This is a genomic window from Ruegeria sp. C2, from assembly GCF_056537765.1.
Genome location: NZ_JBQFRZ010000012.1, coordinates 28,138 through 54,440, shown reverse-complemented (window position 1 = coordinate 54,440; position 26,303 = coordinate 28,138). Strand labels below are relative to the sequence as shown.

27 protein-coding genes are annotated in these 26,303 nt (G+C 60.0%); 19 read left to right on the top strand and 8 right to left on the bottom strand.

Going from position 1 to position 26,303, the window contains the following annotated elements:
• Positions 1 to 6 precede the first annotated feature (6 nt).
• The 6 genes from napA to ACR0IV_RS20230 are packed head-to-tail and all read left to right on the top strand — an operon-like array spanning position 7 to position 5,690.
• Positions 7 to 2,499: a nitrate reductase catalytic subunit NapA gene (gene napA / locus ACR0IV_RS20255; RefSeq protein WP_480660732.1), complete on the top strand. Its 2,493-nt coding sequence runs from the start codon at positions 7 to 9 to the stop codon at positions 2,497 to 2,499.
• Positions 2,500 to 2,526: 27 nt separating this feature from the next.
• On the top strand, positions 2,527 to 3,345 hold the full coding sequence (gene napG / locus ACR0IV_RS20250) for a ferredoxin-type protein NapG (RefSeq protein WP_480660734.1): 819 nt from the start codon (positions 2,527 to 2,529) through the stop codon (positions 3,343 to 3,345).
• The gene (gene napH / locus ACR0IV_RS20245) at positions 3,342 to 4,253 is read left to right on the top strand and encodes a quinol dehydrogenase ferredoxin subunit NapH (RefSeq protein WP_480660736.1); all 912 of its coding nucleotides are present in this window, start codon (positions 3,342 to 3,344) and stop codon (positions 4,251 to 4,253) included. The genes napG and napH overlap by 4 nt, the downstream gene beginning before the upstream one ends.
• Before the next feature lie 12 nt (positions 4,254 to 4,265).
• Complete coding sequence (locus ACR0IV_RS20240) at positions 4,266 to 4,700, top strand: nitrate reductase cytochrome c-type subunit (RefSeq protein WP_170398181.1); 435 nt, start codon at positions 4,266 to 4,268, stop codon at positions 4,698 to 4,700.
• Between the two features lie 26 nt (positions 4,701 to 4,726).
• Positions 4,727 to 5,419, top strand: a complete 693-nt coding sequence (locus ACR0IV_RS20235) for a NapC/NirT family cytochrome c (RefSeq protein ID WP_480471462.1) — start codon at positions 4,727 to 4,729, stop codon at positions 5,417 to 5,419.
• Between the two features lie 13 nt (positions 5,420 to 5,432).
• Positions 5,433 to 5,690 carry a hypothetical protein gene (locus ACR0IV_RS20230; protein ID WP_480660738.1) on the top strand — a complete coding sequence of 86 codons (258 nt, stop codon included), beginning with the start codon at positions 5,433 to 5,435 and terminating at the stop codon, positions 5,688 to 5,690.
• Between the two features lie 27 nt (positions 5,691 to 5,717).
• On the opposite strand, the gene ACR0IV_RS20225 is transcribed toward ACR0IV_RS20230, so the two are convergent.
• Positions 5,718 to 6,419, bottom strand: a complete 702-nt coding sequence (locus tag ACR0IV_RS20225) for a Crp/Fnr family transcriptional regulator (protein ID WP_480471460.1) — start codon at positions 6,417 to 6,419, stop codon at positions 5,718 to 5,720.
• A gap of 186 nt (positions 6,420 to 6,605) precedes the next feature.
• On the opposite strand from ACR0IV_RS20225, the gene hemA reads away from it, so the two are divergent.
• Positions 6,606 to 7,829 (top strand): 5-aminolevulinate synthase, encoded by a 1,224-nt coding sequence (gene hemA, locus ACR0IV_RS20220; RefSeq protein ID WP_480660741.1) that lies wholly within the window; start codon positions 6,606 to 6,608, stop codon positions 7,827 to 7,829.
• A 55-nt stretch (positions 7,830 to 7,884) separates the two neighbouring features.
• Here the strand turns inward: hemA and ACR0IV_RS20215 are convergent, their stop codons facing one another.
• The 7 genes from ACR0IV_RS20215 to ACR0IV_RS20185 form a co-directional block, all read right to left on the bottom strand.
• Complete coding sequence (locus ACR0IV_RS20215; RefSeq protein WP_480660743.1) at positions 7,885 to 8,172, bottom strand: cytochrome C oxidase subunit IV family protein; 288 nt, start codon at positions 8,170 to 8,172, stop codon at positions 7,885 to 7,887.
• Between the two features lie 5 nt (positions 8,173 to 8,177).
• Positions 8,178 to 8,726, bottom strand: coding sequence for a cytochrome c oxidase subunit 3 (locus tag ACR0IV_RS20210; protein WP_480660745.1), 549 nt, complete (start codon positions 8,724 to 8,726; stop codon positions 8,178 to 8,180).
• Entirely contained in the window at positions 8,723 to 10,645 is a 1,923-nt protein-coding gene (locus ACR0IV_RS20205) for a nitric oxide reductase activation protein NorD (protein ID WP_480660747.1), read from the bottom strand. The genes ACR0IV_RS20210 and ACR0IV_RS20205 overlap by 4 nt, the downstream gene beginning before the upstream one ends.
• Before the next feature lie 9 nt (positions 10,646 to 10,654).
• Complete coding sequence (locus ACR0IV_RS20200) at positions 10,655 to 11,470, bottom strand: AAA family ATPase (RefSeq protein ID WP_480471455.1); 816 nt, start codon at positions 11,468 to 11,470, stop codon at positions 10,655 to 10,657.
• The gene (locus ACR0IV_RS20195; protein WP_480471454.1) at positions 11,470 to 12,837 is read right to left on the bottom strand and encodes a cbb3-type cytochrome c oxidase subunit I; all 1,368 of its coding nucleotides are present in this window, start codon (positions 12,835 to 12,837) and stop codon (positions 11,470 to 11,472) included. The genes ACR0IV_RS20200 and ACR0IV_RS20195 overlap by 1 nt, the downstream gene beginning before the upstream one ends.
• 15 nt (positions 12,838 to 12,852) lie before the next feature.
• Entirely contained in the window at positions 12,853 to 13,302 is a 450-nt protein-coding gene (locus ACR0IV_RS20190; RefSeq protein WP_480471453.1) for a c-type cytochrome, read from the bottom strand.
• 121 nt (positions 13,303 to 13,423) lie between these two features.
• Positions 13,424 to 14,611, bottom strand: a complete 1,188-nt coding sequence (locus ACR0IV_RS20185; protein ID WP_480660750.1) for an NnrS family protein — start codon at positions 14,609 to 14,611, stop codon at positions 13,424 to 13,426.
• A gap of 231 nt (positions 14,612 to 14,842) precedes the next feature.
• Between ACR0IV_RS20185 and ACR0IV_RS20180 the strand changes: the two genes are divergently transcribed.
• From ACR0IV_RS20180 to ACR0IV_RS20125, 12 genes are all read left to right on the top strand, one after another.
• A complete protein-coding gene (locus ACR0IV_RS20180; protein ID WP_480471451.1) occupies positions 14,843 to 16,519 on the top strand; it encodes a cytochrome D1 domain-containing protein in 1,677 nt (558 codons plus the stop codon).
• A gap of 124 nt (positions 16,520 to 16,643) precedes the next feature.
• Entirely contained in the window at positions 16,644 to 18,428 is a 1,785-nt protein-coding gene (locus tag ACR0IV_RS20175; protein WP_480660752.1) for a NapC/NirT family cytochrome c, read from the top strand.
• A gap of 54 nt (positions 18,429 to 18,482) precedes the next feature.
• Positions 18,483 to 18,884 (top strand): cupredoxin domain-containing protein, encoded by a 402-nt coding sequence (locus ACR0IV_RS20170; protein WP_480660754.1) that lies wholly within the window; start codon positions 18,483 to 18,485, stop codon positions 18,882 to 18,884.
• A 189-nt stretch (positions 18,885 to 19,073) separates the two neighbouring features.
• A complete protein-coding gene (cobA, locus tag ACR0IV_RS20165) occupies positions 19,074 to 19,835 on the top strand; it encodes a uroporphyrinogen-III C-methyltransferase (protein WP_480660756.1) in 762 nt (253 codons plus the stop codon).
• A complete protein-coding gene (locus ACR0IV_RS20160; protein ID WP_480471447.1) occupies positions 19,828 to 20,199 on the top strand; it encodes a c-type cytochrome in 372 nt (123 codons plus the stop codon). The genes cobA and ACR0IV_RS20160 overlap by 8 nt, the downstream gene beginning before the upstream one ends.
• The gene (locus ACR0IV_RS20155) at positions 20,196 to 21,341 is read left to right on the top strand and encodes a cytochrome D1 domain-containing protein (protein ID WP_480660758.1); all 1,146 of its coding nucleotides are present in this window, start codon (positions 20,196 to 20,198) and stop codon (positions 21,339 to 21,341) included. The genes ACR0IV_RS20160 and ACR0IV_RS20155 overlap by 4 nt, the downstream gene beginning before the upstream one ends.
• A 1-nt stretch (position 21,342) precedes the next feature.
• Positions 21,343 to 22,332, top strand: coding sequence for a siroheme decarboxylase subunit beta (ahbB, locus tag ACR0IV_RS20150; RefSeq protein WP_480660760.1), 990 nt, complete (start codon positions 21,343 to 21,345; stop codon positions 22,330 to 22,332).
• On the top strand, positions 22,329 to 22,778 hold the full coding sequence (locus tag ACR0IV_RS20145; RefSeq protein ID WP_480660762.1) for an Lrp/AsnC family transcriptional regulator: 450 nt from the start codon (positions 22,329 to 22,331) through the stop codon (positions 22,776 to 22,778). The genes ahbB (ACR0IV_RS20150) and ACR0IV_RS20145 overlap by 4 nt, the downstream gene beginning before the upstream one ends.
• On the top strand, positions 22,775 to 23,257 hold the full coding sequence (ahbB, locus tag ACR0IV_RS20140; protein WP_480660764.1) for a siroheme decarboxylase subunit beta: 483 nt from the start codon (positions 22,775 to 22,777) through the stop codon (positions 23,255 to 23,257). Before ACR0IV_RS20145 ends, ahbB (ACR0IV_RS20140) begins: the two co-directional genes overlap by 4 nt.
• Before the next feature lie 3 nt (positions 23,258 to 23,260).
• Entirely contained in the window at positions 23,261 to 24,475 is a 1,215-nt protein-coding gene (gene nirJ, locus ACR0IV_RS20135) for a heme d1 biosynthesis radical SAM protein NirJ (protein WP_480471442.1), read from the top strand.
• A complete protein-coding gene (locus tag ACR0IV_RS20130; protein WP_480660766.1) occupies positions 24,450 to 26,003 on the top strand; it encodes a cytochrome D1 domain-containing protein in 1,554 nt (517 codons plus the stop codon). The genes nirJ and ACR0IV_RS20130 overlap by 26 nt, the downstream gene beginning before the upstream one ends.
• The gene (locus ACR0IV_RS20125; RefSeq protein ID WP_480660768.1) at positions 25,960 to 26,223 is read left to right on the top strand and encodes a hypothetical protein; all 264 of its coding nucleotides are present in this window, start codon (positions 25,960 to 25,962) and stop codon (positions 26,221 to 26,223) included. Before ACR0IV_RS20130 ends, ACR0IV_RS20125 begins: the two co-directional genes overlap by 44 nt.
• Positions 26,224 to 26,303 lie beyond the last annotated feature (80 nt).

Genomic DNA, 26,303 nt, shown 5'->3' with positions numbered 1-26,303 from the left:
CATGTCATGACCATCTCTGAATCCCGCCGGACCTTTCTGAAATCAACCGCCGCCGCTGCGACTGCATCAGCCGCAGGTCTGCCATTGGCGACCGGACAAGCCAACGCTCAGGCCGCCACCCCGGACATCCGCTGGGACAAAGCCGCCTGCCGGTTCTGTGGCACTGGCTGCTCGGTCCTGGTTGGCACCAAAGACGGGCGCGTAGTTGCCACGCAGGGCGACCCGGACGCGCCGGTGAACCGCGGCCTGAACTGCATCAAAGGCTATTTCCTGTCCAAGATCATGTACGGCAAAGACCGTCTGACCACGCCGATGCTGCGCAAAACCAACGGCGAATACGACAAGAACGGTGAATTCGAGCCCGTCAGCTGGGACGAAGCCTTCGACGTCATGGCTGCCAAGTGGAAAGAGGCCCTAGCCAAGAAAGGGCCAACCAGCGTCGGTATGTTCGGCTCGGGTCAGTGGACCGTTTGGGAGGGCTACGCCGCCGCCAAAATGATGAAAGCCGGTTTTCGGTCCAACAACATCGACCCCAACGCGCGCCACTGCATGGCCTCGGCGGTTGTCGGCTTCATGCGCACATTTGGCATTGATGAGCCGATGGGCTGCTATGACGATTTCGAGCACGCAGACACTTTCGTGCTCTGGGGCTCGAACATGGCCGAGATGCACCCGATCCTGTGGTCACGCCTGACCGATACGCGCCTGACCAAGCCGGGATCTGAAGTGCATGTGCTGTCGACTTATGAACACCGCTCGTTCGAGCTGGCCGATAACGGCATGGTCTTCGCGCCACAAACCGATCTGGCGATCCTGAACTACATCGCCAATTACATCATCCAGAACGGCGCTGTGAACGAAGACTTCGTCCGGAACCATGTGAACATCACCAAGACCGCCACCGATATCGGCTATGGCCTGCGTGACAACAACCCGTTGCAGCAAGAGGCTGAAAACCCGAACTCGGGAAAATTGGAACCGATCAGTTTCGAGGAATATGCCGAAGCCGTTTCGGAATACACGCTGGAATATACCTCTGAACTGTCCGGCGTTCCTGCCTCTCAGCTCGAACGTCTGGCGCAGCAATATGCAGACCCCAATCGCAAAGTGATGAGCCTGTGGACCATGGGCTTCAACCAGCACACACGCGGATCGTGGGTGAACTCGCTGATGTACAATGTGCACCTGCTGGTGGGTAAGATTTCCGAGCCCGGCAACTCGCCCTTCTCGCTTACCGGTCAGCCCTCGGCCTGTGGCACAGCGCGTGAGGTCGGTACCTTCGCTCACCGTCTGCCCGCCGATATGGTCGTGGCAAACGACAAGCACCGCGAGATTTGTGAGACTGCATGGAAAATTCCTGCGGGCACCATCCCGCCCAAACCCGGCTTCCACGCCGTATTGCAGCACCGCAAGCTGAAGGACGGTGATCTGAACGCCTATTGGGTGCAATGCACCAACAACATGCAGGCCGCGCCCAATATCAACGAAGAAGGCTATCCCGGCTATCGCAACCCGGAGAACTTCATTGCCGTATCCGATCCCTACCCGACCGTAACGGCTCTGTCCGCTGACCTGATCCTGCCCACCGCCATGTGGGTCGAGAAGGAAGGCGCCTATGGCAACGCCGAGCGTCGCACGCAATTCTGGCGGCAACAGGTTAAGGCTCCGGGAGAGGCGAAATCGGACCTCTGGCAGCTGATGGAGTTCTCCAAGCGCTTCACCGTCGAAGAGGTTTGGGGCGAGGAACTGCTGGCCACCATGCCCGAACATCGCGGCAAGACCATGTATGAGGTGCTGTTCGCAAATGGCACGATCGACCAGTTCCCGCTGTCTGAAACCGCCGAAGGGTTCGACAACGACGAATCCGAGCACTTTGGTTACTACGTCCAGAAGGGCCTGTTCGAAGAATATGCCAATTTCGGTCGCGGACATGCGCACGATCTGGCGCCGTTCGAAACATACCACCAAGCCCGCGGCTTACGCTGGCCAGTCGTGGACGGCAAAGAGACGCTTTATCGCTTCCGTGAGGGTTATGATCCTTACGTGCCCGAAGGTGCGGATGTGAAGTTCTATGGCCACAAGGATGGCAAGGCCAAGATCATCTTTGCACCATACGAGCCCGCCCCCGAGGTACCGGATGAAGAGTTCAACCTGTGGCTCTGCACGGGCCGTGTGCTGGAGCACTGGCATTCAGGTTCGATGACTCGCCGTGTGCCCGAACTGCACCGCGCCTATCCCGCCGCCGTTGTCTACATGCACCCCGACGACGCGCGCGAGCGTGGTCTGCGGCGCGGGCAGGAGATCGTTCTTTCTACCCGCCGCGGCGAGGTCAACAGTCGGGTCGAAACCCGCGGCCGGAATAAAGTGCCGCGTGGTCTGGTGTTCATGCCGTGGTTCGACGAAGGCCAGCTAACCAACAAGCTGACCTTGGACGCGACCTGCCCGCTGTCGAAAGAGACCGACTTCAAGAAATGCGCCTGTAAGGTCGAGCGCGCATAACGGGCTGGCAAGGCAAAGGTAAGACCCATGTCTCGTGTTGGCTCCCCCTTATCGCCGCAGCGGCGCCGGTTCCTGCAGGACTCGGCGCGCGCGGCGGGCGGCTGCGTCGCCGCCGGGTCCTTGCTGGCCTGGCTGGCGCGGGACGCACGGGCGTTGCCGGCCGAAGCATTACGACCCCCCGGAGCCTTGCCGGAAAAAGACTTCTTGTCGGCCTGTATCCGCTGTGGATTGTGCGTGCGGGACTGTCCCTATGACACGCTGAAACTGGCCGAGCTGGGTGTCGATGCCGTGGCCACCGGCACGCCCTATTTCACCGCCCGCGATGTGCCTTGCGAGATGTGTGACGACATCCCCTGCGTCGCAGCCTGCCCGACCGGGGCGTTAGATCCTGCGCTGGAAAATATCGACGACGCCGAAATGGGCGTGGCCGTTCTGGTCGATCAGGAGAATTGCCTGAATTTCCTCGGCCTGCGCTGCGATGTTTGCTATCGCGTCTGCCCCGTCATCGACGAAGCCATCACGCTGGAAACTGAACACAATGCCCGCTCAGGCAGTCATGCAATCTTCATTCCAACCGTTCATGCCGATCACTGCACCGGCTGTGGCATGTGCGAGAAGAGCTGCGTTCTGCCCGAAGCCGCGATCAAGGTTCTTCCCGCCCGGCTAGCCCGTGGCAGCAGCGCCGATCACTACCGCAAGGGCTGGGAAGAGAAAGAGGCAAAGGGCGCGCCGGTCGTAGAAGGCATCATCGACTTGCCCGACCGTCTGCCGGGACCGGGCACAGATAACCTCGCCGCGCCGGGCGGGTTTGAGCCTAGCTTCAAATTGCCGGAGGTCACCCCATGACCGCCCGCACACATATGCCACTGGGGCAAGAGGCCATCGCCACCAAAGGCTGGCTGGGTGCCCATAAATACCTGCTGCTGCGTCGCGTCAGCCAGCTGTTTTTTCTGGTCCTGTTCCTGCTGGGCCCTTGGTTCGGGATCTGGATCGTGCAGGGCACACTGGCCGGGTCGCTGACGTTGGGCGTGCTGCCCCTGACCGACCCGTTTGTCTTTCTGCAAAGCCTGATCGCCGGGCACTGGCCCGAGCTGACCGCCGCCATCGGTGCCGCCATCGTTCTAGTTGCTTACGCCCTGATCGGAGGTCGCGTCTATTGTTCCTGGGTTTGCCCGATCAATCCGGTCACCGACGGCGCGCATTGGTTGCACCGCAAGCTGGGCCTGCAAAAGGGCTGGCAGCCCAAGCGCCGCACACGGTTGTGGATCATGGCAACCGTTCTGATCGTGACCGGCCTGACCGGCACAATCGCGTGGGAGCTGGTTAACCCGATCACCATGCTGCATCGCGGGCTGATCTTTGGCATGGGCTTCGTCTGGGCGATGATCGCCGCGATCTTCCTGTTCGATCTGTTTGTCTCACGCCATGGATGGTGCGGCCATGTTTGTCCCGTTGGCGCGTTCTACGGACTGGTGGGCAATAAAGCGATGCTGCGGGTCAGCGCCACCAATCGCGCCGCCTGTGACGACTGTATGGATTGCTACGCGGTCTGCCCGGAAAACCAAGTCATCTCTCCGGCGCTGAAAGGCAAAGACACCCCGCTGATCCTGTCGCCCGACTGCACCAATTGCGGTCGCTGCATCGATATCTGCGCCGAAGACGTATTCAAATTCACCCATCGGTTCGACGACCTGACCGTCGCGCCACCGGAACCAACCGCCGCGCCGCAGCCGCGCGCCTCAAGACCTTTTTGAAGGAGTGAGAAGATGAAAAAGCCGATCCTAGTGGGCCTTGCCCTGATCCCGCCGCTACTCCTCGGTGGCCTGGCCCTTGCGCAATCTGCCGGGGTCAACAGCCTGCGCGGTGCCGAGGTTGATGAACCTGCTGTTCTGGATCAGGTGCATCGGACAGTCGAAGGCCGTATGCAGCGCAATTACCGCCAGCAGCCACCGCTGATCCCGCATTCGATCGAGCAATATCAGATCGATCTGCGCACCAACCAGTGCCTGTCCTGCCATGACTGGACCAAAGCGGGTGAGCGCAACGCACCAACATTGTCGATGACCCACTATCTGGACCGCGAAGGCCGCGAGTTGGATCAGATCGCAGGTACCCGGTATTTCTGCAACCAGTGTCATGTGCCGCAAGCGGATGCGTTGCCGCTGGTTGACAACACTTTTGAACCTTCCTCCGGCAACTGAACTCAGGTCAAAAAGGAGAGCGCGATATGTCCGACTCCCAAGAAAAACAAGGGCTCATCCGACGCCTCTGGACCTGGTTCTGGAGCCCGATCGCCGTCCTCAGCGTTGGTTTCACTTTGCTGGCCGGGTTTCTGGCGGGCATCCTGTTCTGGGGTGGTTTCCACTGGGCACTGGAGCTGACGAATACTGAAGAATTCTGCACCTCGTGCCACACGATGGAGGTTAATCTCGGCGAATACCGTGAAACGATCCACTACAACAACCACTCGGGCGTCCGTGCGATCTGTTCGGACTGTCACGTCCCGGATGAGTGGAACCACAAGATCAAAGCCAAGATCATGGCGGTGAAGGATGTCTATCACGAGCTGGCAGGCACGATCAGCACACCTGAGAAATACGAGGACCATCGTCTCGCCATGGCGACAGCCGTTTGGAAGAAGATGAAAGCGTCCGACAGCCGCGAATGCCGCAACTGTCACAACTTCGACTATATGGACTTCACGATTCAGGAAACCCGTGCTGCTAGCGAACACCAGCGCGCGATTGATACCGGTATGACTTGCATTGATTGCCACCAGGGTATCGCGCATAGCCTGCCTCCCAACTATCTGGAAGCATATCAGGAGATCGCGGACGCGGTGGATGGCGAAGTTCTGCAGAAACACGCAGCGGCATCAGGGGACGATATCCGCTCGTTCCTGAACAAAAGCTCGGATTAAGGCGGGGACAGAGATGTTAGAGATACTTGGAACCATCGGCGGCAACGTATTGGGCCTGCCCGGCATTCTGGGCCTGGCACTGGGCATGATGACCCGCCAGTTGTGGCTTGGCGCCCTGCTGGGTGGCGTAGTTGGCCTGATCGCGCCCCTGCTTTTTGCCGGGTGGCAGTTTTCCCATGTCGGGACGATGGCGCTCGTGATTGCGATTATTGTCGGGGTCTGCGCCGGCAGCCTCGGCACCGCCATTCGCCGCAAAGGCGCAACAGTCTGAGCGACCTGACCCGGCAGCAATGCCGGGTTACCGCCCCCAGTTCTCCGCCGGATCGCTCTCGGCGTAATCCCGCAGCAGTGCGATATCTGAAATCTCGGCATGGTTGCGGTTGATCTTTACACCCACTGCTTTGAGCCGTGAGAATGCCCGACTCAGGCTTTCGGGCTTCATCCCCAGACGACCCGCGATCAGCATCTTGTCGTAAGGCAGGGACACTTCGCACTCGCCTGCATCGCTGTCACAGAGGTTCAGCAGAAACTCGGCCACGCGCTGCGCGCCGGTTTGCGCCTTGAGTTGCTCAAGCTGAGCGACCAGAGAATGCAGATGGGTAAAGGTCGCGGCCAGAATCGAGATCCCGATTTCCGGGTCTTCCTTCATCAAAGAGATCAGGATCGGGCTGGGGATATGCATCACTTCGCAGGCCGATACAGCCTCGGCTGAGACGGGATAGGGCACGTTGCGCAGTGCCACCGCCTCGCCAAAGCTATCGCCGCGCTTAAAGACGCTTACCACGGCCTCGGCCCCAGTGGGCGTCATGCGGAAGAGTTTAACCCAGCCTTCCAGAACCACGTGAACCGCCTGAGCCTCTTCTTCCTGCAGGAAGATCGTCTCGCCCCGGTCGTACCGACGCCAGATCGCGTGGCTCAGCAATGTCTCGACATGCTGATCCGGCAGACTGCGCAGCAACAGCGACTGACGTGCGATTGCCTTTTGTGTTTCATGAGACATGAAAACACCCCCGTTTATTCCTGCCGACACGTTGGTTCGGTCGGTCCATCCCAACCCCACGCTATGCCAAAGCCCGCCAGCTTGCACCATCCTTTTTTACCGGTACGAACTTGACAATAGTCATGTCTGAGGCACCGAGGCTGCCATAAACTCAGCCCATAGCCAGTATGCCGGGGAGCAAGCAAGATGAATTACGAGCGTTTCTTCAGCCAAAGTCTTGAGGACCTTCAGAACGAAGGGAACTATCGTGTTTTCATCGACTTGCAACGTCGCTGCGGGTCTTTCCCCAACGCGCGTCAAACAGACGGTCCTGTGCAGCGGGACGTGCGGATCTGGTGTTCAAACGACTATCTCGGCATGGGTCAACACCCATCAGTTATCGGTGCGATGCACGACGCATTGGACCGCTGCGGTGCGGGGGCCGGGGGTACGCGGAACATATCGGGCACCACTCACGACCACGTGCTGCTTGAGGCCGAACTGGCCGATCTGCACGGTAAAGAAGCCGCGCTTCTCTTTACTTCCGGATATGTTTCGAATTGGGCGGCCCTTGGCACCCTCGCCGCAAAAATCCCAGGCCTGATCGTATTTTCTGATGCCCTGAACCACGCGTCGATGATCGAAGGCATCCGCCATTCGCGGGCGCAGAAGATGATCTGGAAGCACAATGACCTGGAAGATCTTGAGGCGAAACTGGCCGCGGCCGATCCCGATGCGCCCAAGATGATAGCATTCGAGTCGGTCTATTCGATGGACGGTGACATCGCCCCCATCAAAGAGATCTGCAATCTGGCCGACAAATACGGTGCGATGACCTATCTGGATGAGGTCCACGCCGTTGGTCTTTATGGCCCGCGCGGCGGCGGCATCGCCGAGCGTGAAGGCCTGATGGATCGCCTGACGGTGATCGAAGGGACGCTTGGCAAAGCCTTTGGTGTGGTTGGGGGCTATATCGCTGCCTCGGCTGCGCTGTGCGACTTCGTGCGCAGCTTTGCCAGTGGCTTCATATTTACCACCGCCCTGCCGCCTTCGATTGCCGCCGGTGCTGCAGCTTCGATCCGGCATCTGAAACAGTCCAATGCCGAGCGCGACCTGCAAAAGGCCCGCGTGGCGCAGGTGCGCGCGCGCTTGGATGCGGAAGGTATTCCCCATATCCCCAACCCCAGCCACATCATCCCGGTGATGGTCGGCGATCCGGTGAAATGCAAGTTCATCTCGGACACGCTGCTGGAGGAGTTCGGCATCTACATCCAGCCGATCAACTACCCCACTGTTCCGAAAGGGACCGAGCGCCTGCGGATCACGCCGTCTCCGGTTCATACCGATGAGGATATCGACCATCTGGTCAGCGCGCTGTCGGCCCTGTGGCAACGCTGCCAGATCGCGCGGATGCCGATGGCGGCCCAGTAATCAAAAAGCGCCCCCTTGCGTGATACCTCGCCGTCTCTCCGGAGGCGGCGTTTTTTCAGATCAAGTAGAGGGCAAAGATGACGACCGCAAAGCCGGTCAGCACCATCGTGAAGCCGCGCAGCCATGTCGGGCTGGTTGCAAGGTCCAGATAACGGGCAAGGATGACCCGGGATTTTGCAAGCGCAAAAACAAGGATGCCGCCGCCCAACAGCGCGGGTGGGATGGGCAGCACCGTCAGTATCGCGGATGTGACGCTGAGCGCCAAAAGAGCGAGCCAGGCACGTGTGAGCGCGTTCAAGCGCGCCCGGCGGGAGATTCTGGGAGAAGATGAAGGTGCAGGCATCGTCGTCACCCCAGCAGGTAGATCACAGGGAAGAGCATGATCCAGACCAGATCGACCATGTGCCAGAACTGTGCGCCTGCCTCGATATTGCGTGGGTCATCGCGCCAGGCGACCAGCAACAGGACGCCGACGCCTGCAAGAACATGCGCGGCATGAAATCCGGTCAACAGGTAGTAGAACAGGAAGAACGGGTGGGTCTCGTAGGTGATCCCCTGCGCGGCTTTACCTGCATATTCCACACCTTTGATGATCAGAAACACGACGCCCAGCGCGGCGGCGGCGATCAGCGCTATTCGAGCCGCACTGCGACGCGCGACCTTCCGCCAATGCAGCGCCTGCGCGGCCAGATAACCTGAGGTGACCAGCACCGCCGTATTAAGCGCCGCTCCGGTGCGGTAGAGATGCGATTGCGCTTCGGCAAATCCGGCGGGATCGGTCAGGCGCACACCCATGAAGGCAATCAAGCCTGCGCCGAACACCAGCAGTTCCGAGATGATCAGCACCCACATCAGCAACTCGCCCGGAAGCTCGTCGATCAGAGAGGTGTCGGTCATGCGCCGACCAGCTGGCGGTAGATCTGCGGCAGGGCCATGGTTAAACGGTGCGGGTCGGGGATGACAGCGAAGCCACCTTGGCCGAACATGCGCGGGAACCAGCTTTTGCCGGTTTTGTCGATGGTGACGCCGAATACCGATTGCCCTGCGCGGCGCGCCTCGCGGATGGCTTGCCGTGTGTCTTCGATGCCGTGGCGACCCTCATAGTGGTCCAGATCGTTGGGCTTGCCATCGGTGATGACCAGCAACAACCGGCGTTTGCGCGATTGACCGGCCAGATCGGCCGAGCAATGCCGGATCGCAGCGCCGAGTCTGGTATAGTGACCGGGGCGCAGGGAAGCGATGCGTTGTTCGACCAATCCCCCCATCGGCTCATCGAACCGTTTGCACCGCTGCACATAAACACGGTGGCGTTTCAGCGAGCTGAAGGCGTGAATGGCGAAATCGTCGCCGCAGGCATTCAGACCCCAGGCGAGCGCGGCCAGCGCCTCGCGTTCGATGTCGATCACGGCGCGGCCTGTGACTGCGCTTTCGGTCGAGCGACTGACATCCAGCAGGATCGATACCGCCAGATCGCGCGCCTCGGGGCGGGATTGCATCCAGATGCGTTCGGTGCCTTCGCCATTGGCGCAGCGATCCACCTGCGCCCGGACGGCGGCCTCGATGTCCAGCTGATCGCCATCCAGATGGCCGCGCGTCATCACACGGCCCGGACGCAACGCCTCGAACTGGCGTTTCACGGCGCGGATGCGGCGGGCAGTGGCGGGGTCCTTGCCAAACTCGGCAGAATCTTCGCGGATGTCGGCATCCGAAGTCAGAACGTTGACATGATCGGGAAGGTATTGCCCTGTGCGCACATCCCATTCGGGATAGAGAACCCGACCGGACAGACGCTCGCGGTTCACATCCTCCGGAGCCAGATCCAGATGCAGTTTCAGCTTGGTCGGCGGCGCCTTCGAGATCTGCCCAAGGCCAATCTCTTCCTGATCGTCGGCCGCTTTCTTGGCGTTGTCGGGATCGTCGTCGTCGATGCGGCGGTTGATATTCAGAAACTCGGCCCAGCTGAGGATCGCTTCGAACTTGTGCAGAATGAAACTGTCGCTGCGGGATGCCTGATCCGATTTGCGGCGGCGGGCACGATGGGTTTTCTCTCCGGTTTCCTCGGGCGGGCCTTCTGTGTCGGGGTTTTCGACCTCGTTATGTTCGGAAAGTCCGACGGGACGCAGCGCGGGCCACAACGGGATAGGGCGGAAATGCTGATATCCGCGCGGGGCAGAAAGGTCGTCATCCAGTGTCAGAAGCTGCGCGGCCTGCGGTGACAGGGGCGCTGGGTCGCCCAGCAAGTGGCGGATGATCTCTTCAACTGCCGCCTCCACGGGTGGCAAACCGGGGATGTCGCGGTAATGCAGAACGCCTTTGCAGAGTTCGGTGTAAAGTGCGCGCAAACCGGGGGCATTGTCCAATGTCGCTTCGACCATGTGTCGGGCGGCGATTAGCGCGTGCAAATCGGCGCGCAGCGGGTCGTCTTCGTCGATGCGGGTGCTGGCATGGGCCGCGGCGGCGGCCAGCCAGACGTAAAGCGCACCATTTGCTTCACGTGCAGGAAAAACGGCCAGCCGGTCCGGCAGGCGCAGAACTTCACCGTCAAAGGACGCGCGCGGTATCAGCTCGGCCTCGGTCGCCAGACGGCGGCGCCACCCCAGACGGTGGCGTGAAACCTCGGGTGAGACCGGGCGCAATTCTACGCCCGGACTACCCCCAAGTCCTCGGAAGAGGACAGCCAGCCGCCCCGCGACCTCTGAGAGGTCGACCGCGGCTCCATCATGCACCTCAGGTGCATCGAGGCGGCTGGCAAGGGTGTGCCACAGTTTCCCGATCGTTTCTTCGGGTTCCCATGGCTCAAAATCGATCCTGACCATCGGCCGGCCTCACCCAAAGACAGCCGTGACAAGATCGAGGAGCCCGCGTTTGATATCCTCGTCATCAGTCAGAGGTTCAATCATAGCGGCAAGGATGGCGCGGTCGGTGGACATGCCTTGTGCGATCAATGTCGCGGCATAGACGACCAGACGGGTGGAAACGCCTTCCTCAAGGTCCTGACCCTTGAGCCCTCGCAGTTTGTTCGCCAGACGGATCAGCGGCTTGCAGCGCTCCAGCGGCAGTCCGCTTTCCTGGGAGACAACTTCGGCCTCCATTTCAGGTGACGGGAAGTCGAACTCCAGCGAGATGAACCGCTGCCGGGTCGAGGGTTTCAGGGTTTTCAGGATATTCTGATATCCGGGGTTATAGGATGCGACCAGCATGAAGCCGGGCGCGGCCTCAAGTTCTTCACCCGTGCGGTCGATCGGCAAAATGCGCCGGTCGTCTGTCAGCGGGTGCAGCACGACGGTGACGTCCTTGCGGGCCTCGACCACCTCGTCGAGATAGCAAATCGCACCTTCGCGTACCGCCCGGGTCAGGGGGCCATCGACCCAGACGGTTTCACCACCTTTCAACAGGTAACGCCCGATCAGATCAGCGGCGGCCAGGTCATCGTGGCAGGCCACGGTATAAAGCGGGCGGCCAAGACGCGCAGCCATATGGGCCACAAATCGGGTCTTGCCGCAGCCTGTCGGGCCTTTCAGCAGAACCGGCAGATCATTGTTGTAAGCGGCGCAGAACACATCACATTCATCGCCTTGGGCGAGGTAGAAGGGGGCGTTTGCCGCCCCCTCATTCAGTTTCATGGAGCCGTCCATATTCATCACTCCGCAGGGGTTTCGATCTTGCCGGGTTCAATCACCTCTTTCCGGGGCACCCAGATCGAGTAGATGAACAACAGCGCACCAAGCACCACGACGACACCCGAACCGAAGCGCATCCAGTAGAAGATGGCGATCTGGTCCTGCACGTCCATGTAGTAGTCGCCCACCACACGCTGCATATGCGTCTGCACGGTTCCGGCAAAGGTCAGAACGAAGGTCATGAACACCATGCCGCCGGTCATCAGCCAGAACGAAGCCATGTTCAGCACCTGATTATACGGATCACGGTTTTTCAGGATCGGCATGGCATAGCTGAAGATGGCGCAGTTCAGGGCGACATAAGCACCGTAGAAGGCCAGGTGACCGTGGGCCGCTGTGATCTGCGTACCGTGGGTATAGTAGTTCACCCCGTGCAGCGTGTGCAGGAAGCCCCAGACACCGGCACCGAAGAAGGCAAGCGTGGCACAGCCCAGCGACCACAGCAGCGCGGCCTTGTTGGGATGGTCACGACGGCCTTTCCAGACCATGACGAAGGCAAAGGCCATCATTGCGAAGAACGGGATCACCTCGAGGCTTGAGAAGATCGAGCCGATCCACTGCCAATACGCGGGCGTACCGATCCAGTAGTAGTGGTGCCCTGTGCCAAGGATGCCCGAGAACAGAGCGGCGGCGACGATGACATAAAGCCATTTCTCGACGATCTCACGGTCCACACCCGTCAGCTTCAGCATCAGGTAGGCCAGGATCGAGGCCATGATCAGCTCCCACACACCTTCGACCCACAGGTGGACGACATACCACCAGTATTGCTTGTCCAGAGACAGGTTGCCCGGATTGTAGAAGGCGAACAGGAACAGCAGCGCCAGACCCCAAAGGCCCAGAACAAGGATGTTCGAAATCGCGGTTTTCTTACCCTTCAGCACCGTCATCGAGATGTTGTAAAGGAAGATCAGCGCCGCCACGACGATGCCCGCCTTGACCCATTTGGGCTGTTCAAGGAACTCGCGCCCCTCTTTGCCCAGCAGCCAGTTACCTTCGAACAGGTTGAAGGTATAGGTCAGCACCGCACCCAGCGTACCGACCACAAGGATCAGCAGCTGCAGATAAGCCAGCTTGGTCGAGTGGATCTCGCGTTCGGTTTCTTCCGGAACCAGAAAATAGGCCGCTCCAAAGAAGCCTGTGATCAGCCAGACGATCAGCGCGTTGGTGTGCAACATGCGGATGATGTTGAACGGCAACAACTCGCTGAGCGTGTTGGGCATGACATAGACCCAGCCCGCCAGCAGTCCGCCCAGCACCTGGATCGCAAACAGCGCCATGGCCACGGCAAAGTAGGCCAGCGCAATTTTTTGGGATTCGTATTTCATTGCTCTGTTCCTTCCTTAACCGGCTTCGTTCGGTGGCCAGTCCTGAGCATCGATATTGTCGGTCCAGATCAGGAAGTTGGTCAGGTCGCGAAGCTCTTCGTCGCTGAGGTTGAAATTGGGCATCTGCCGACGGCCGGGAATGCCGGTGGGTTGCGCCTCCATCCAGCCCTTGAGCGATTCAAAGGCTGATTCCGGGTCGTCGAGGACGCCCCAGCGGGTCATTACATTGCCGACTTCGGGGGCGAAATAGGCACCTTCACCCAGGATCGAGTGACAGTTGATACAGGCGTGTTTTTCCCAGATGTGCTTACCGCGGACCACACTCTCATCCAGTTTCGCCGAATTCTCGGAATTGACGATGTACCAGTGCGAATGGGCCGACAGGGCCAGGAAAATGAGGATGAAGAACAGTGACCCGCCATAGAATATGTTGCGAGCCATGCTCTTTGTCATGACTTCTCGCATTGCGCTCTCCTTTGCGCAGATTAGCTAGTGTGACGACAATGGCGGCTGGGTGGCGGGGCTGCCTTAACGAAAGTCAAGACAGTTCGCAGGAAAGAGTAAGCTATTTGAATAACTTTATTTTTCAGGCCGCGCGCGGACCGGTCAGTGCCGACCACATGGCGATCAGATAGAGCGCAAACGCTCCGATCCATAGCCCATCGACAACCAGCATCGCCGTCAGGTAGCCGGTGCTCAGATCCGATCCAACCCATCTGAGAATCGCGGCCAGTGCCATCAACCCGTAGGCCACCGCCATCGGCGTTGGCGCAACCAACGCCCGCCCGCTATGACCGAGCGCGGCGCGGCTCATGACCGCCAGGGTCATGCCGCCGACACAACCGATGCCCAGCACATGCAGCGCCGCAATCTCATTGCCGATGCCCAACAGGGACAGGCCCCACAAGATCAGGCCAAGCGCAAGCATTCCAAGCCCAACATGCAAGGCTATGAGAATCGGCTGCCGCATGGCCCAGAGCGACCGCCAGCGCGCCATGCGAAGGATCTGCACAACGCCAAGGATCAGCGCCACCAACCCGGTCACCATGCTGATCCCAAGGATCAGAGCACTGATTGGCAGGAGCAAAGCGACGATCATGCCTGTCTTATCGAGCGCGGCAACAGAAACCGGCCACGCCTCTTCCGGCGCACCCTCGCGCTTCATCGCGTTACGGGTGAAAGCCGGCGTGATCCGCCCCCCCAGAATCGCGATCATGGAACATAAGGTCAGCAGTCCAACACGCAGGCCGGTATCGAGCGTGTCATTGGTGATCCCGATCCATTGCAGGTGAGTCAGCAGGTTGGCGATCCAGATCAGGCTGAGCAGCAGCAGAAACACCATGTTCTGTGGTTTAGGGCGTCGGATCAGCTGAGTCGCGATCTTCGCGGCCAGGATCGGCACAAAGGCGAGATCAAGCACGGCAACCAGAACAGGCGACAGCGCAGCCGAATACCACATGGCCAGACGCCCCAGAAGCCAAAGACCCGCCGCCAGCATTATGAACCGCGCCCGCGCGTCGGGTGCGCCAGTCCAGTTCGGCACCGCGGTCAGAAAGAAGCCGCCCAGCGCGGCGGTGGCATAGCCGAAAATCATCTCATGCGCGTGCCACATCGGTGGGGTCATCGCATAGCTCGTGCCCGAATAAGAAACCGCGCCGGTCTGGACCATCAACCAGACACCCCAAACACCGCCAACGAACAGACCGTATAAACCGGCTGACAGGAAAAAGACCCGAAATCCTTCGCCAAAAACCCGCGCGATGACTGCCGACATGTCTGCTCTCCTCGGCTCTGATGCCCTCTGGGTGAGAGCCTAGCGAGCTTCAGTTCCAGCTCACTTAACAGAAATCAAGCAGGCGAAAAGATGCCTCCGAAACCCTTATTTTATTGGCGGAAATATTGCCTTTGAACGCAGTTTGCAGGCCTTCCGTTGACTTTCGTCAAGGATGACAAACGCGTGATGTCTCACCCTTGGACCTGCCTCACCAGCAAATGGAGAGTGATCATGTCACTTGGAATCAGCTACAACAGAACTGGCCGCGCCTTCGGGGTCGGTTTGGCGATGCTGCTGGGCAGCGTCGCTGCGCCAGCCTTTGCAGAAGAGCCAACCCTGAGCAAGGAAGCCTTTGAATCATCAAAACAACTTTACTTTGAACGCTGCGCCGGTTGCCACGGCGTGCTGCGCAAAGGGGCGACAGGTAAAAGCCTTGAGCCTTTGGTTGAAACAAAGAACGACGATGGCACCGTGACCGAGTCGGGCACCCTGAAACTGGGACAGGACCGGCTTGAGAAGATCATCGCATGGGGCACCGAGGGCGGTATGAACAACTTCTCGGATGTGATGTCCGAAGAAGAAATCCGCGATATGGCGACCTACATCCAGATGGAACCGCCCAAACCGCCGGAGATGTCGCTTGAGCAGATGATGGCGACCCGCAAAGTGTACGTCGAACCGCAGGATTACCCGACCGAGCCTCTGCATGGCCGCAACTGGGAAAACTTCTTCGTGGTCATCGAACGTGACGTGGGCAAGGTGGCCGTGATCGACGGCGACACCAAGGAAGTGCTGGCGCATATCCCGACCGGTTATGCCGTGCACGTCCTGAAAGCGTCCGAGCACCACAAACTGGAAGAGCCGGAAAACCCGGGTCGCTTCTGGTACACCATGGGCCGCGACGGCAAGATGACCAAGATCGACCTGTGGCAGAACCCCGAGAACATGCTTGTGGCCGAGGTCACCATTGGTTATGACGCCCGCGACGTGGCCGTTTCGGGTGACGGTAAATACGTGATCGGTGGGGCTTATTGGCCGCCGCACTTCGCCATCGTCGACGCCGAAACCATGGAGCCGAAAAAGGTCGTCTCGACCCGCGGCTACAACGTGGACGGGGATTATGTGGAAGAGGCCCGCGTGGCCGCTATCTACACCACCCCGAACGAGCCCACATGGATCGTGGCCGTCAAGGAACTCGGTCAGCTCTGGCAGGTCGATTACTCCGACCTGGACAACCTGCGGATCGACAAGATCGACAGTGCCAAGTTCCTACATGACGGGTTCTTTGATCCGACCGGCCGTTACTTCCAGATCGCCGCGAACGCGTCGAACAAAATGGTCGTGGTCGATACCGAGACCCACAAGCTGGAAGCTCTGATCGACACCGCGCCGCTGCCGCACCCCGGCCCGGGCGCCAACTGGGATGACCCGAATTGCGGTCCTGTTGCCGGTACGACCCACCTGGGTGAAGGCACGGTCACCGTTTGGGGCAACGACCCCGAAGGTCGCCCGGACGACGCCTGGAAGGTCTGCTATGAGGTGGAAACCGACGGACCCGGTCTGTTCATCCGGACGCACCCGGAATCGGATTACATCTGGGCCGACCAGACCAAGCATCCCGAGCCTGAGATTCAGCAATCGGTGCAGGTCATCGACAAGGCAACCGGTGAGATCGTGAAAACGATCCAGATCACCGAAGAGGAAGGCAACGTCGCCGTCCACTTCGAGTTCAACCAGGACGGTTCTGAGGTTTGGGTTTCCAAATGGAACCGCTCGACCTCGAAAGAGGCCAATGGTGAGATCGTGATCTTCGACGCCAAGACGCTGGAAGAGATCGGCCGTGTGAAGGGTCTGTTTGCCCCGACCGGTAAGTTCAACGTCTACAACCGGTCGAACCACGTCACCTGACGGGTTTGTACTCAGCACCGGAAAGGGCGGGCCCCTCGCCCGCCCTTTCCTCGTTTGACTCATCAGCCAAATCCACAGGCCTGACATCCAGGGCCAGAGAAAGAAGCCAAAACGGAGACCGGATATGACCTCCGAACCGGAAAAGAAAAAACCAATCTGGCGCCGGTATTTCCTGTGGGGAATGCCCGTGGCCGGGATCGCTGCGGCCTTTGCCGCAGGCATCATCTTCTGGGGCGGGTTCAACACCGCCATGGAAGCCACCAACACCAAGGAATTCTGCGTCTCGTGCCACGAGATGCGTGATTTCGTCTATGAAGAATACACCGGCACGATCCACGACGTGAACCGTTCAGGTGTGGGCGCGGTCTGTTCGGACTGCCACGTGCCCAAGGATTGGACCCACAAGATCATTCGCAAGATCAAGGCGTCCAAAGAGCTGTATGGCAAGATGGTCGGCACCATCAACACCCGCGAAAAGTTTGAAGCCAAGCGTGTGCATCTGGCTATGAATGAATGGGAACGGATGAAGGCCACCGACTCCCGCGAGTGCCGCAACTGCCATGACTTCGAGTCGATGATGCCCGAGTTCCAGAAACCCCGCGCCCGTCAGCAGCACCTGAACGCGATGACCGTTGGTCAGACCTGTATTGACTGCCACAAGGGGATCGCACACTCGGATGCCCGCGACCGGGCCGATGAAGAATATCTGGAAAAACTTGAAGCGCCGAATCCCGATTTCATTCGCGAAATCCCTACCGAATATCTGGCCAGTCTGGAGCGGATCGAAGCTAAGGAAGCCGCCGATGCTGAGGCTGAGAAAGCCGCGCGTGTTGCCCAGCAAGAGGCCGTACAGGCCCAGATCGCAGCGGCAGTTGACGCAGCTGTCGCGGAAGAGCGTGCCAAAGCCTCTGGCGAAGAAGCTGCAGCCGCTGCAGGTGGCGGAAGCGATGTTGGCACAAATATCGATTGGGCCGCTGTCCCAGGTGCAGATATGAAACTGTTCTACCCCGGTCAGGCCTCGTTCGAGTGGGTTCAGAACGGCAGATCCCACGGTGGTGCGCGTCCGTTGACCAAGGGCGGAGACCAATGCACGACCTGTCACGCTGCCGAACTGGATGCGATCGGCAACAAAATCGTGGCTGGCGGTGATCTGGAACCCACCCCAATCCCGGGCAAACGCGGTGTGATCGATGCATCCGTGCAGGCCGCTCATGATGATGAGAACCTGTACATCCGCCTGCAATGGCCGGATGCGGGCCACAACCCCGCCCCCTTCGTCGATGGCGGCAAGATGGACCCCGACAACCAGATCAAGGTGGCCATGATGATCACTGGCACAGGGATCGAATTGGGTGATCAAGTGGGTTGCTGGGCCTCGTGCCACGCGGACAACTCCTATATGCCCTTTGATCCGGGTGCCGATGCGATTGCCGCGAATGGCGATGTCTCTGGCCGTCTGAGCACGCAAGATACGGTGACCAAATACATCAGCGAAAGCCGGACCGAAGTCGAAATCAAAGGCCGTCGCAGCAAGGCGCTGGGTGGCTGGGACAAGCTGCACGCCGCCGATCAGATCGAGCAGTATCTGGCTGACGGCACCTATCTGGACCTGATGCGTGTCTATGCGGACGGCAGCGCCACCAACGGCTATCTGCTGGAACAGCGCGTGGTCAATGACGGTGAAATCGCTGCCTCGGCCAGCCTGGATGCGGGCATGTGGACCGTGGTCTTCACCCGCCCGCTGAACTCGGGCGCAGCCGGCGATGTGCCGCTTGAGGTAGGTCAGACCTATACCGTCGGCTTTGCCATCCACGATGACTTTGCCGCCGCACGGTTCCACCATGTGACGCTGGATACCAGCCTGGCGCTGGACGACGACAGTGCCTTCATCAACGTGGTCAAACAATAAGGGACAGGGGCCGGGCGATCCGGCCCCTTCCGCTTAGAAGAGGAGACTTGGACGATGAAATCCCAACACCTTCTTCCCGCGCTGCTGCTTCTGGCCACACCCGCCTGGGCGGACGAAACCGCCGAGCTGTGTGCGGAAGCAGAAGAGCGCTATGTCGAGCTGTTTGGTGAGCCCTCATCCGCCGTTGAGGATGCCGAGGTTGTTCTGATGTACAAATACACGTTCTGCCCGGTCGAATTGACCGTGAAACCGGGCACAACAGTGCGCTGGGTGAACGTGGACAAACGCACCAGTCACTCGGTCCTGCTGAAAGACGGCAGCGAACCCGAAAGCGACCGGCTGTTTCCTGAGGAGTCGGTTGACCTGACCTTCCTCACCCCCGGCCCGCAGGAATACCTGTGCGGGCCACATTGGGAGACACAGAACATGATCGGCATGATCACTGTCGAACCCTGAGCCGAGGCAATCATACAGGCAAGCAAAAAGGAGCGCGGGGCAATTCCCGCGCTCCTTAACTTTAGTCAAGGAGGTTCCTTTTCGATTGCGGCAGTCTGGCCCCATGACACGCCCGGCTCACCCAGCAACGTCACCTGATCGCGCAGGAACTCCGGGTTCCGAAGACATTCAGACCAAGCGAGTTTGCACATGAGCGGTAAGGTTTTTCTGATTGGCGCAGGCCCCGGCGACCCCGAACTGATGACCCTGCGCGCGCTGCGGATGCTGCAAGAAGCGGATGTGGTGGTTTATGACCGTCTGGTCTCGGCCGATATTCTCAATCTGCACGCTGATGGCGCACGGCTGATCCCGGTTGGGAAGGCGCCCAAATGTCATACGGTGCCGCAGGATCGCATCAACGAAATCCTCGTCGAAGAAGCCAGCGCCGGTCACACCGTTGCCCGCCTCAAGGGGGGTGATCCGATGATCTTCGGGCGCGGCTCGGAAGAGGCTGCGCATCTGATGGCAAACGGCATCCCGGTCGAATACGCGCCCGGCATCACCGCTGCACAGGGCGCATCCTGTTCCACCGGCGTGCCACTGACCCATCGTGGGCTGGCGACCTCGGTGCAATATGTCACCGGACACCGGCAGGCCGACAAGGTGCTGGACCTGGATTGGAAACGTCTGGCCGATCCAGACTCGACGCTGGTCGTCTATATGGGCGTCGCCAATATCGGCCAGATTGCCATGGGGCTGATGACCGAAAACCTGCCCGGCTCGACCCCCGTTCTGGCGGTTGGCAAAGCGACCACGTCGGACGAGCGCCGCATGGTATCCCGACTGGATCGGCTGGCGGCGGACGTCCGCGAGGCAGAGTTGAGCGCGCCCACGCTGTTTATCATCGGCAAGGTTGTATCGCTTTACGCTGAACGGCCCCTGGCTGAATTGCTGGAGCAGGCGCATGGCTAAGCTGGGTTCCAGAAGGCCTACGCGGCGACCGTCTGCGGGAGGGCGCAAGGGTTGGACCGCGCGCGCTGTCCTTTCTACAGCCGTCCTTGTGGCCACCACGGCTTTCGCCGCAGACACGCTCGATCCGAACGCGCTGAAGCGTCTTGTCCATCAAGACTGCGGCTCATGCCATGGCCTGTCATTGAAAGGCGGCCTTGGCCCCGATCTGCGGTCCGAAACGCTGGACCACTACGACGCAGAGGTTCTGACCGGCGTGATCCTCGACGGCATCCCCGACACCGCGATGCCCCCCTGGCGGCCTCTGATCAGTGAAGAAGAGGCCGAATGGATCGCACGTTACCTGCTGGCACAGGAGACACAATGAAACAGCTCGTCCTTACCCTTGCCGCCACCCTGCTGATGACCACCGCGCAGGCTGAGCCCACCGCGACCGGGGACCTCGGCCTTGTGATCGAACGGGCCAAAGGCTCGGTCTTGCTGGTGGATCAATCCGACCGTGCTGCACTGGCCCGGATCGAAGGGCTGGGCGACCTGTCCCATGCCTCGCTGGTCTACTCACCCGATGAACGCTTTGCCTATGTTTTCGGGCGTGACGGTGGGCTGACCAAAGTAGACATCGTCACCCGTCAGATCGTGAATCGCGTCGTACAGGCGGGCAATGCCATTGGCGGCGCGATTTCGGACGATGGCAAGCTGGTCGCGGTGTCAAACTATGAACCCGGCGGCGTGCGCGTGTTCGATGCGGACACGTTAGAGATGGTCGCCGACATCCCAACTGACAGCAAAACCATCGGTCTGGTCGACGCACCGGGCCGTCGGTTTGTCTTTACCATGTGGGACATGGGCGAGACCTGGATTGCCGATTTCACCAAAGGCGATCCAGCGATCACCAAGATCCCCGATATGGGCAAAAACCCTTATGATGCGCTGATCACCGCAAATGGCCGCACCTATATCACCGGTCTGTTTGGTGAAGACGGCCTGACCGCGCTGGACCTGTGGGCTGAGACGCCCGAACCCATCCGCGTGCTGCCTGATTACGGGCGCGGGCAAGAGGAAATGCCGGTCTACAAAATGCCTCACCTCGAAGGCTGGGCGTTGACGGGTCGTGAGTTCGTTCTGCCCGCCGTCGGCCATCACGAGGTTCTGTGGATCGACGCCGACACCCTGACCGAGACCGGGCGCACCAAAACCCATGGCCAGCCGGTCTTTGCCATGGCCCGGCCCGATGGGCGGCAGGTCTGGGTGAATTTTGCCCACCCGCTGAACGATACGATTCAGGTCATCGACAGCGTCAGTAAGGAAATCATCCACGAATTCAAACCGGGCCCCGCCGTACTGCACATGGAATTCACCCCGCGCGGGCATGAGGTCTGGATCAGCGTGCGCGACGCGAACAAGGTCATGGTCTACGACACGCAAACGTTTGAAAAGCTGCGTGAGATTGAGGCCGACAGCCCATCCGGCATCTTCTTCACCGCCCGTGCGCACAGAACGGGGCTTTGACATGCAGCACATCACCGATCCCATCGACCGCCGTCTGCTGGACGAGTTTCAGCGCGATTTCCCCATAACCGAGCGCCCGTTTCAGGTTCTGGCGGACGCGCTGGGTCTGGACGAGGCCGAAGTGCTCGACCGTCTGGCCCGGATGCGCAAGACCGGGCGTATCACGCGGGTTGGCGCAACGATTGCACCCGGCGCGGTTTCGGCCAGCACTCTGGCCGCCGTCGCCGCCCCCGAGGCGCGATTGGAAGAGGTTGCGGCCCTGATCGATTCAGAGCCCGGCGTGAACCACAATTACCAGCGCGAGGATGACTGGAACCTTTGGTTTGTGGCCACCGGTCCAGACCGGGCGCATGTGAACGACACCCTCGCAAGGATCTCGCAGCGCTCGGGACTGCGAGTTCTGGATTTGCGGCTGGTTCGGCCGTTCAACATTGATCTGGGCTTTCGTATGTCAGGCGAGACCCGCAATACTCTTGGCCCTCGGAAAGTTGATCGTTCGGCCATGCGGGAAGGCGACCGGCCGCTGTTACAAGCCTTAAGTTCCGGGCTGTCGCTGGTTGCTGAGCCTTATGCTGCTCTGGCCCGGACCCTGAACCGCAGCCCAGATGACGTAATGGAACGCATCGCTGCTTTGCACCAAGCCGGGATCATCTCACGCCTCGGCGTCATTGTGCGCCACCGCGCCCTCGGCTGGTCCGCCAATGCGATGGTGGTCTGGGACATGCCGCCAGAGCAGGTCGACACTGCCGGGCCAGCGCTGGCGGCCCATCCAGGCGTGACGCTGTGCTATGAGCGCAATCCGGTCGAGGATGTCTGGCCCTATCGCCTCTATTCGATGATCCACGCACGCTCGCGCCCCGAGGCGATGGAAGTCCTGGCCGGGGCCGCCGCCCTGCCTGAACTTTTTGGTGCGCAGCGCAAAGTATTGTTCTCGACCCGCTGCTTCAAACAGACCGGTGCATTGATCCAACCGAAGGAGGCCGCCGCATGACGCTGGACGACACCGACCGCGCGATCCTGAACCGGATGCAGGATGATCTGCCTTTGAACTCGCACCCCTACGCGGCGATTGCCGAGGACTTGGGGATCACGGAATCCGACCTGTTGAGCCGTCTGGCACGGATGAAGGACGCACGCGTCATCACCCGCTTTGGCCCCTTCTTCGACGCAGCTGCAATGGGGGGTGCCTTCTGCCTGTGTGCCATGGCCGTGCCGCCCGAGGATTTTGAAACCGTCCTGACCAAAGTCAATGCGCATCCAGAGGTCGCGCATAATTATGAACGCACGCATCGACTGAACATGTGGTTCGTTCTGGCAACCGAAACGCCCGAGGGCATCGCAACCACAGCCGAGGCGATCGAACGGGAAACCGGGATCGCGGTCCTGCAGTTTCCCAAACTTCAGGAATTCTTCATCGGCTTCCGGGTAGCGGCATGATCGACGCAAAGGACAGAGAGATTATCGAGGCGTTGCAAGGCGGCCTGCCGCTAGTGCCCGCCCCTTATGCGCAGGTTGCTAACGAACTGGGCCTGGATGAAGAGACCCTGCTGTTCCGTCTGGCCGACATGAAATCGCGTGGTGTCATCCGGCGCATTGCTGCGGCCCCCAACCACTACAAACTGGGGATGACCTCGAACGGCATGACCGTCTGGGATGTCGCCGACAACCGCGTGGCCGAGCTGGGGGCTCGGATAGGTGCTCTGCCCTTCGTCACCCACTGCTACGAGCGTCCGCGCGCCCTGCCCGACTGGCCTTACAACCTGTTCGCCATGGTTCATGGTGCAGATCGCGAGGAGGTCGAGGAGAAACGCGCCGAGATCACGGCCATTCTGGGTGAGGCCTGCGGGGCCAAAGACATCCTCTATTCAACACGCATCCTGAAAAAGACCGGGCTGCGCCTGAAAAAGAAAGGCTGAGAAATGTTCCGCCTGACCGAATACATGCACCAACTGGTCAAACCGACCCCGGTGCGCAAACGCCGCCCCGGACCGGTGAAACCAGTGGTGATCTGGAACCTGACACGGCGTTGCAATCTGAAATGCCGCCATTGCTATACCGTTTCAGCGGATGTCGCGTTCCCCGGTGAGCTCAGCCACGAGCAAGCCATGGTAACCCTTGAGGATCTGGGCCAATTTCGCGTCCCGGCCCTGATCCTCTCGGGTGGGGAACCGCTGGATCGCTTCGATTTCTTCGACATCGCCAAACGCGCCCGAGAACTGGTGCCCATGCTGGCGCTGTCGACCAACGGCACGCGGATTTACGACGAAACCGCCGACATGATTGCCGACGTGGGCTTCAACTATGTCGGCATCTCGCTAGACGGGATCGGGGCCACAAATGACTGGTTCCGTGGGGTCGAAGGCGCCTTTGCCGACGCCCTGCGCGGCGTTCGCGAATGCAAGAAACGCGGCATCAAGGTAGGTCTGCGGTTTTGCCTGACAGAGGGCACGCAGCATCACCTGCCTGACCTGCTGCAGTTGTGCGATGATGAGGGGGTCGACAAGTTCTACCTGTCTCACCTCGTCTATGCCGGGCGCGGCGATAAAAACCGGGGCGAGGATGCCGAGCATCTGCGCACCCGTAAGGGTCTGGATTTGTTGCTGGAACGCGCGTGGGAGGCTGCGTCTGGCGGTCGTCCGCTGGATATCGTAACCGGCAATAACGACGCCGATGCGGGGTACTTCCTGAACTGGGTTCGGGCACATTTCGACGATGCCAAAGCCGCGCATGTGCGGGAGCATCTGGCTGCCTGGGGAGGGAACTCCAGCGGGTTGGGTGTGGCCAATATCGACAATCTGGGTCGGGTGCATCCCGACACCTATTGGTCCGATTACACGGTCGGCAACGTGAAGACCAAATCGTTCTCGGACCTTTGGACCAGCGACGACCCAATGCTCGCCATGCTGCGCACTCGTCCACGCCCGTTGAAAGGGCGTTGCGGGGCGTGCCAGTTGAAGGATGTGTGCGGTGGTAACACCCGCATTCGTGCTCTGCAGCTTACCGGAGATCCGTGGGCCGAAGACCCGGCCTGCTACCTGTCAAACCAAGAAATCGGTGTGCAGGACGCGGGTGAGCGCCTGCAGGTCACACCGTTCCGGGGGAAAAGCCATGATCCGGCGCATCAGTTCTTTTGACACCCTGAAAATCGGAACCCTCTGTTCGCTGCTGTTGGCCAGCACCGCTTGGGCGGAAGCCTCTTCGGATTATGCCGAGCACTGCGCCTCATGCCATGGTGAGAACCGCCTGGGCGGGGTTGGTCCGGCCCTGATCCCCGAGACTTTGAAACGGATGCGCGGTCCCCGTGTAGCTGCCGTGATTGCCGAGGGGCGCACGGCCACGCAGATGCCTGCGTTTTCGCATGAGCTCGATGCGTTGCAGATCGAGGAACTGGCAGGTTGGCTGAAATCTCCGCTGGAGACCAACCCCGAATGGGGTGAGGCCGATATCATGGCCAGCCGGACTCTGGATGATGAGTACGTATCGGTTGACGCGCCTGTCTGGGACAGCGACCCGATGAACATCACGCTGGCCGTTGAGACCGGCGATCATCATGTGAGCGTTCTGGATGGGGACACATTCGAAGTTCTGGATCGGTTCGAGACGCCTTTTGCCGTGCATGGCGGGCCGAAGTTCAGCCCCGACGGGCGCTATGTCTTCATCATGTCACGCGATGGCTGGGTTCAGAAATACGATATCTGGGCGCTGAAGCAGGTAGGCCGCGTGCGCGCAGGCCTGAACAGCCGCAACATCGCCATGTCAGGGGATGGCAAATGGGTGGCCGTGGCGAACTATCTGCCGAACTCTCTGACACTGCTGTCCACCGAAGACCTGTCGGTGGCGAAAGTCATTGATGTAAAAAGCAAAAAAGGAAAACCAAGCCGCGTCTCGGCCGTCTATCAGGCACCACCGCGCGAGAGCTTTGTGTTGGCGCTGAAAGACGTGCCCGAGATTTGGGAGGTCTTCTACGGGGCCAACCCGCCGCAATTCGGGCTGGGGCATGATTTCCGCATTGAGGGCCAGTTCAAGAACCCCGATCCCTTCCCGGTGCGCAAGATCACAACACCCGACTATCTGGACGATTTCTTTTTCGACCAGAGCTATGAATACGTCATGGGAGCCTCGCGCGATGGCAAGGGCGGGCAGGTGATCGATCTGGTGATCGGGCATAAAGTGGCTGATCTAGACCTGCCGGGGATGCCTCACTTAGGTTCGGGTATCACGTGGAAACGCGGCGATACAACCGTGATGGCGACGCCGCATCTGACCGATGGCACCGTGTCGGTGATCGACATGGGAAGCTGGGAAACCGTCAAGCGGATCAAGACCGAGGGACCCGGGTTCTTCATGCGCAGCCATGAGAATTCGCCTTACGTCTGGGCCGATGTGTTCTTTGGCCCGAACAAGGATGCGATGCATGTGATTGACAAGCAAAGCCTTGAAATCGTAAGGACTTTGCGCCCTGCGCCGGGCAAGACCGTGGCCCATGTCGAGTTCACCAAGGATGGCAGTCACGCGCTGGTTTCGATCTGGGAAGATGATGGCGCGGTGATTGTTTATGACGCGCAGACGCTGGAAGAGGTTCGCCGCCTGCCGATGCGCAAACCGTCTGGAAAGTACAATGTCTGGAACAAAATCACCTTCTCGGAAGGCACCAGCCACTGACGGCAAATGGCCGGTCTGGAAACTGGCCATCCTGCTCTATCCGGCCACGGCTTTGACCGTGGCCATCAACCTGTTTCTGGCCGGTTTGATCCTGCACAGCGCAGGATTCAGCGCCATTGCACCCGTGCCTGCGATCCTGTGGTCGATCCCTCTGGGCATACCGGCGACGTGGCTGGCCGGGCGCTGGGTGCGCGGCCTGATGGATGAGGCAGGCGGTTGATTTTTATAGTGAAATTCAGAAATTCACTACACCTAACCTAAGTCAAGTATCGCCCAAACCGAATCCCCTAGAAATCAGGC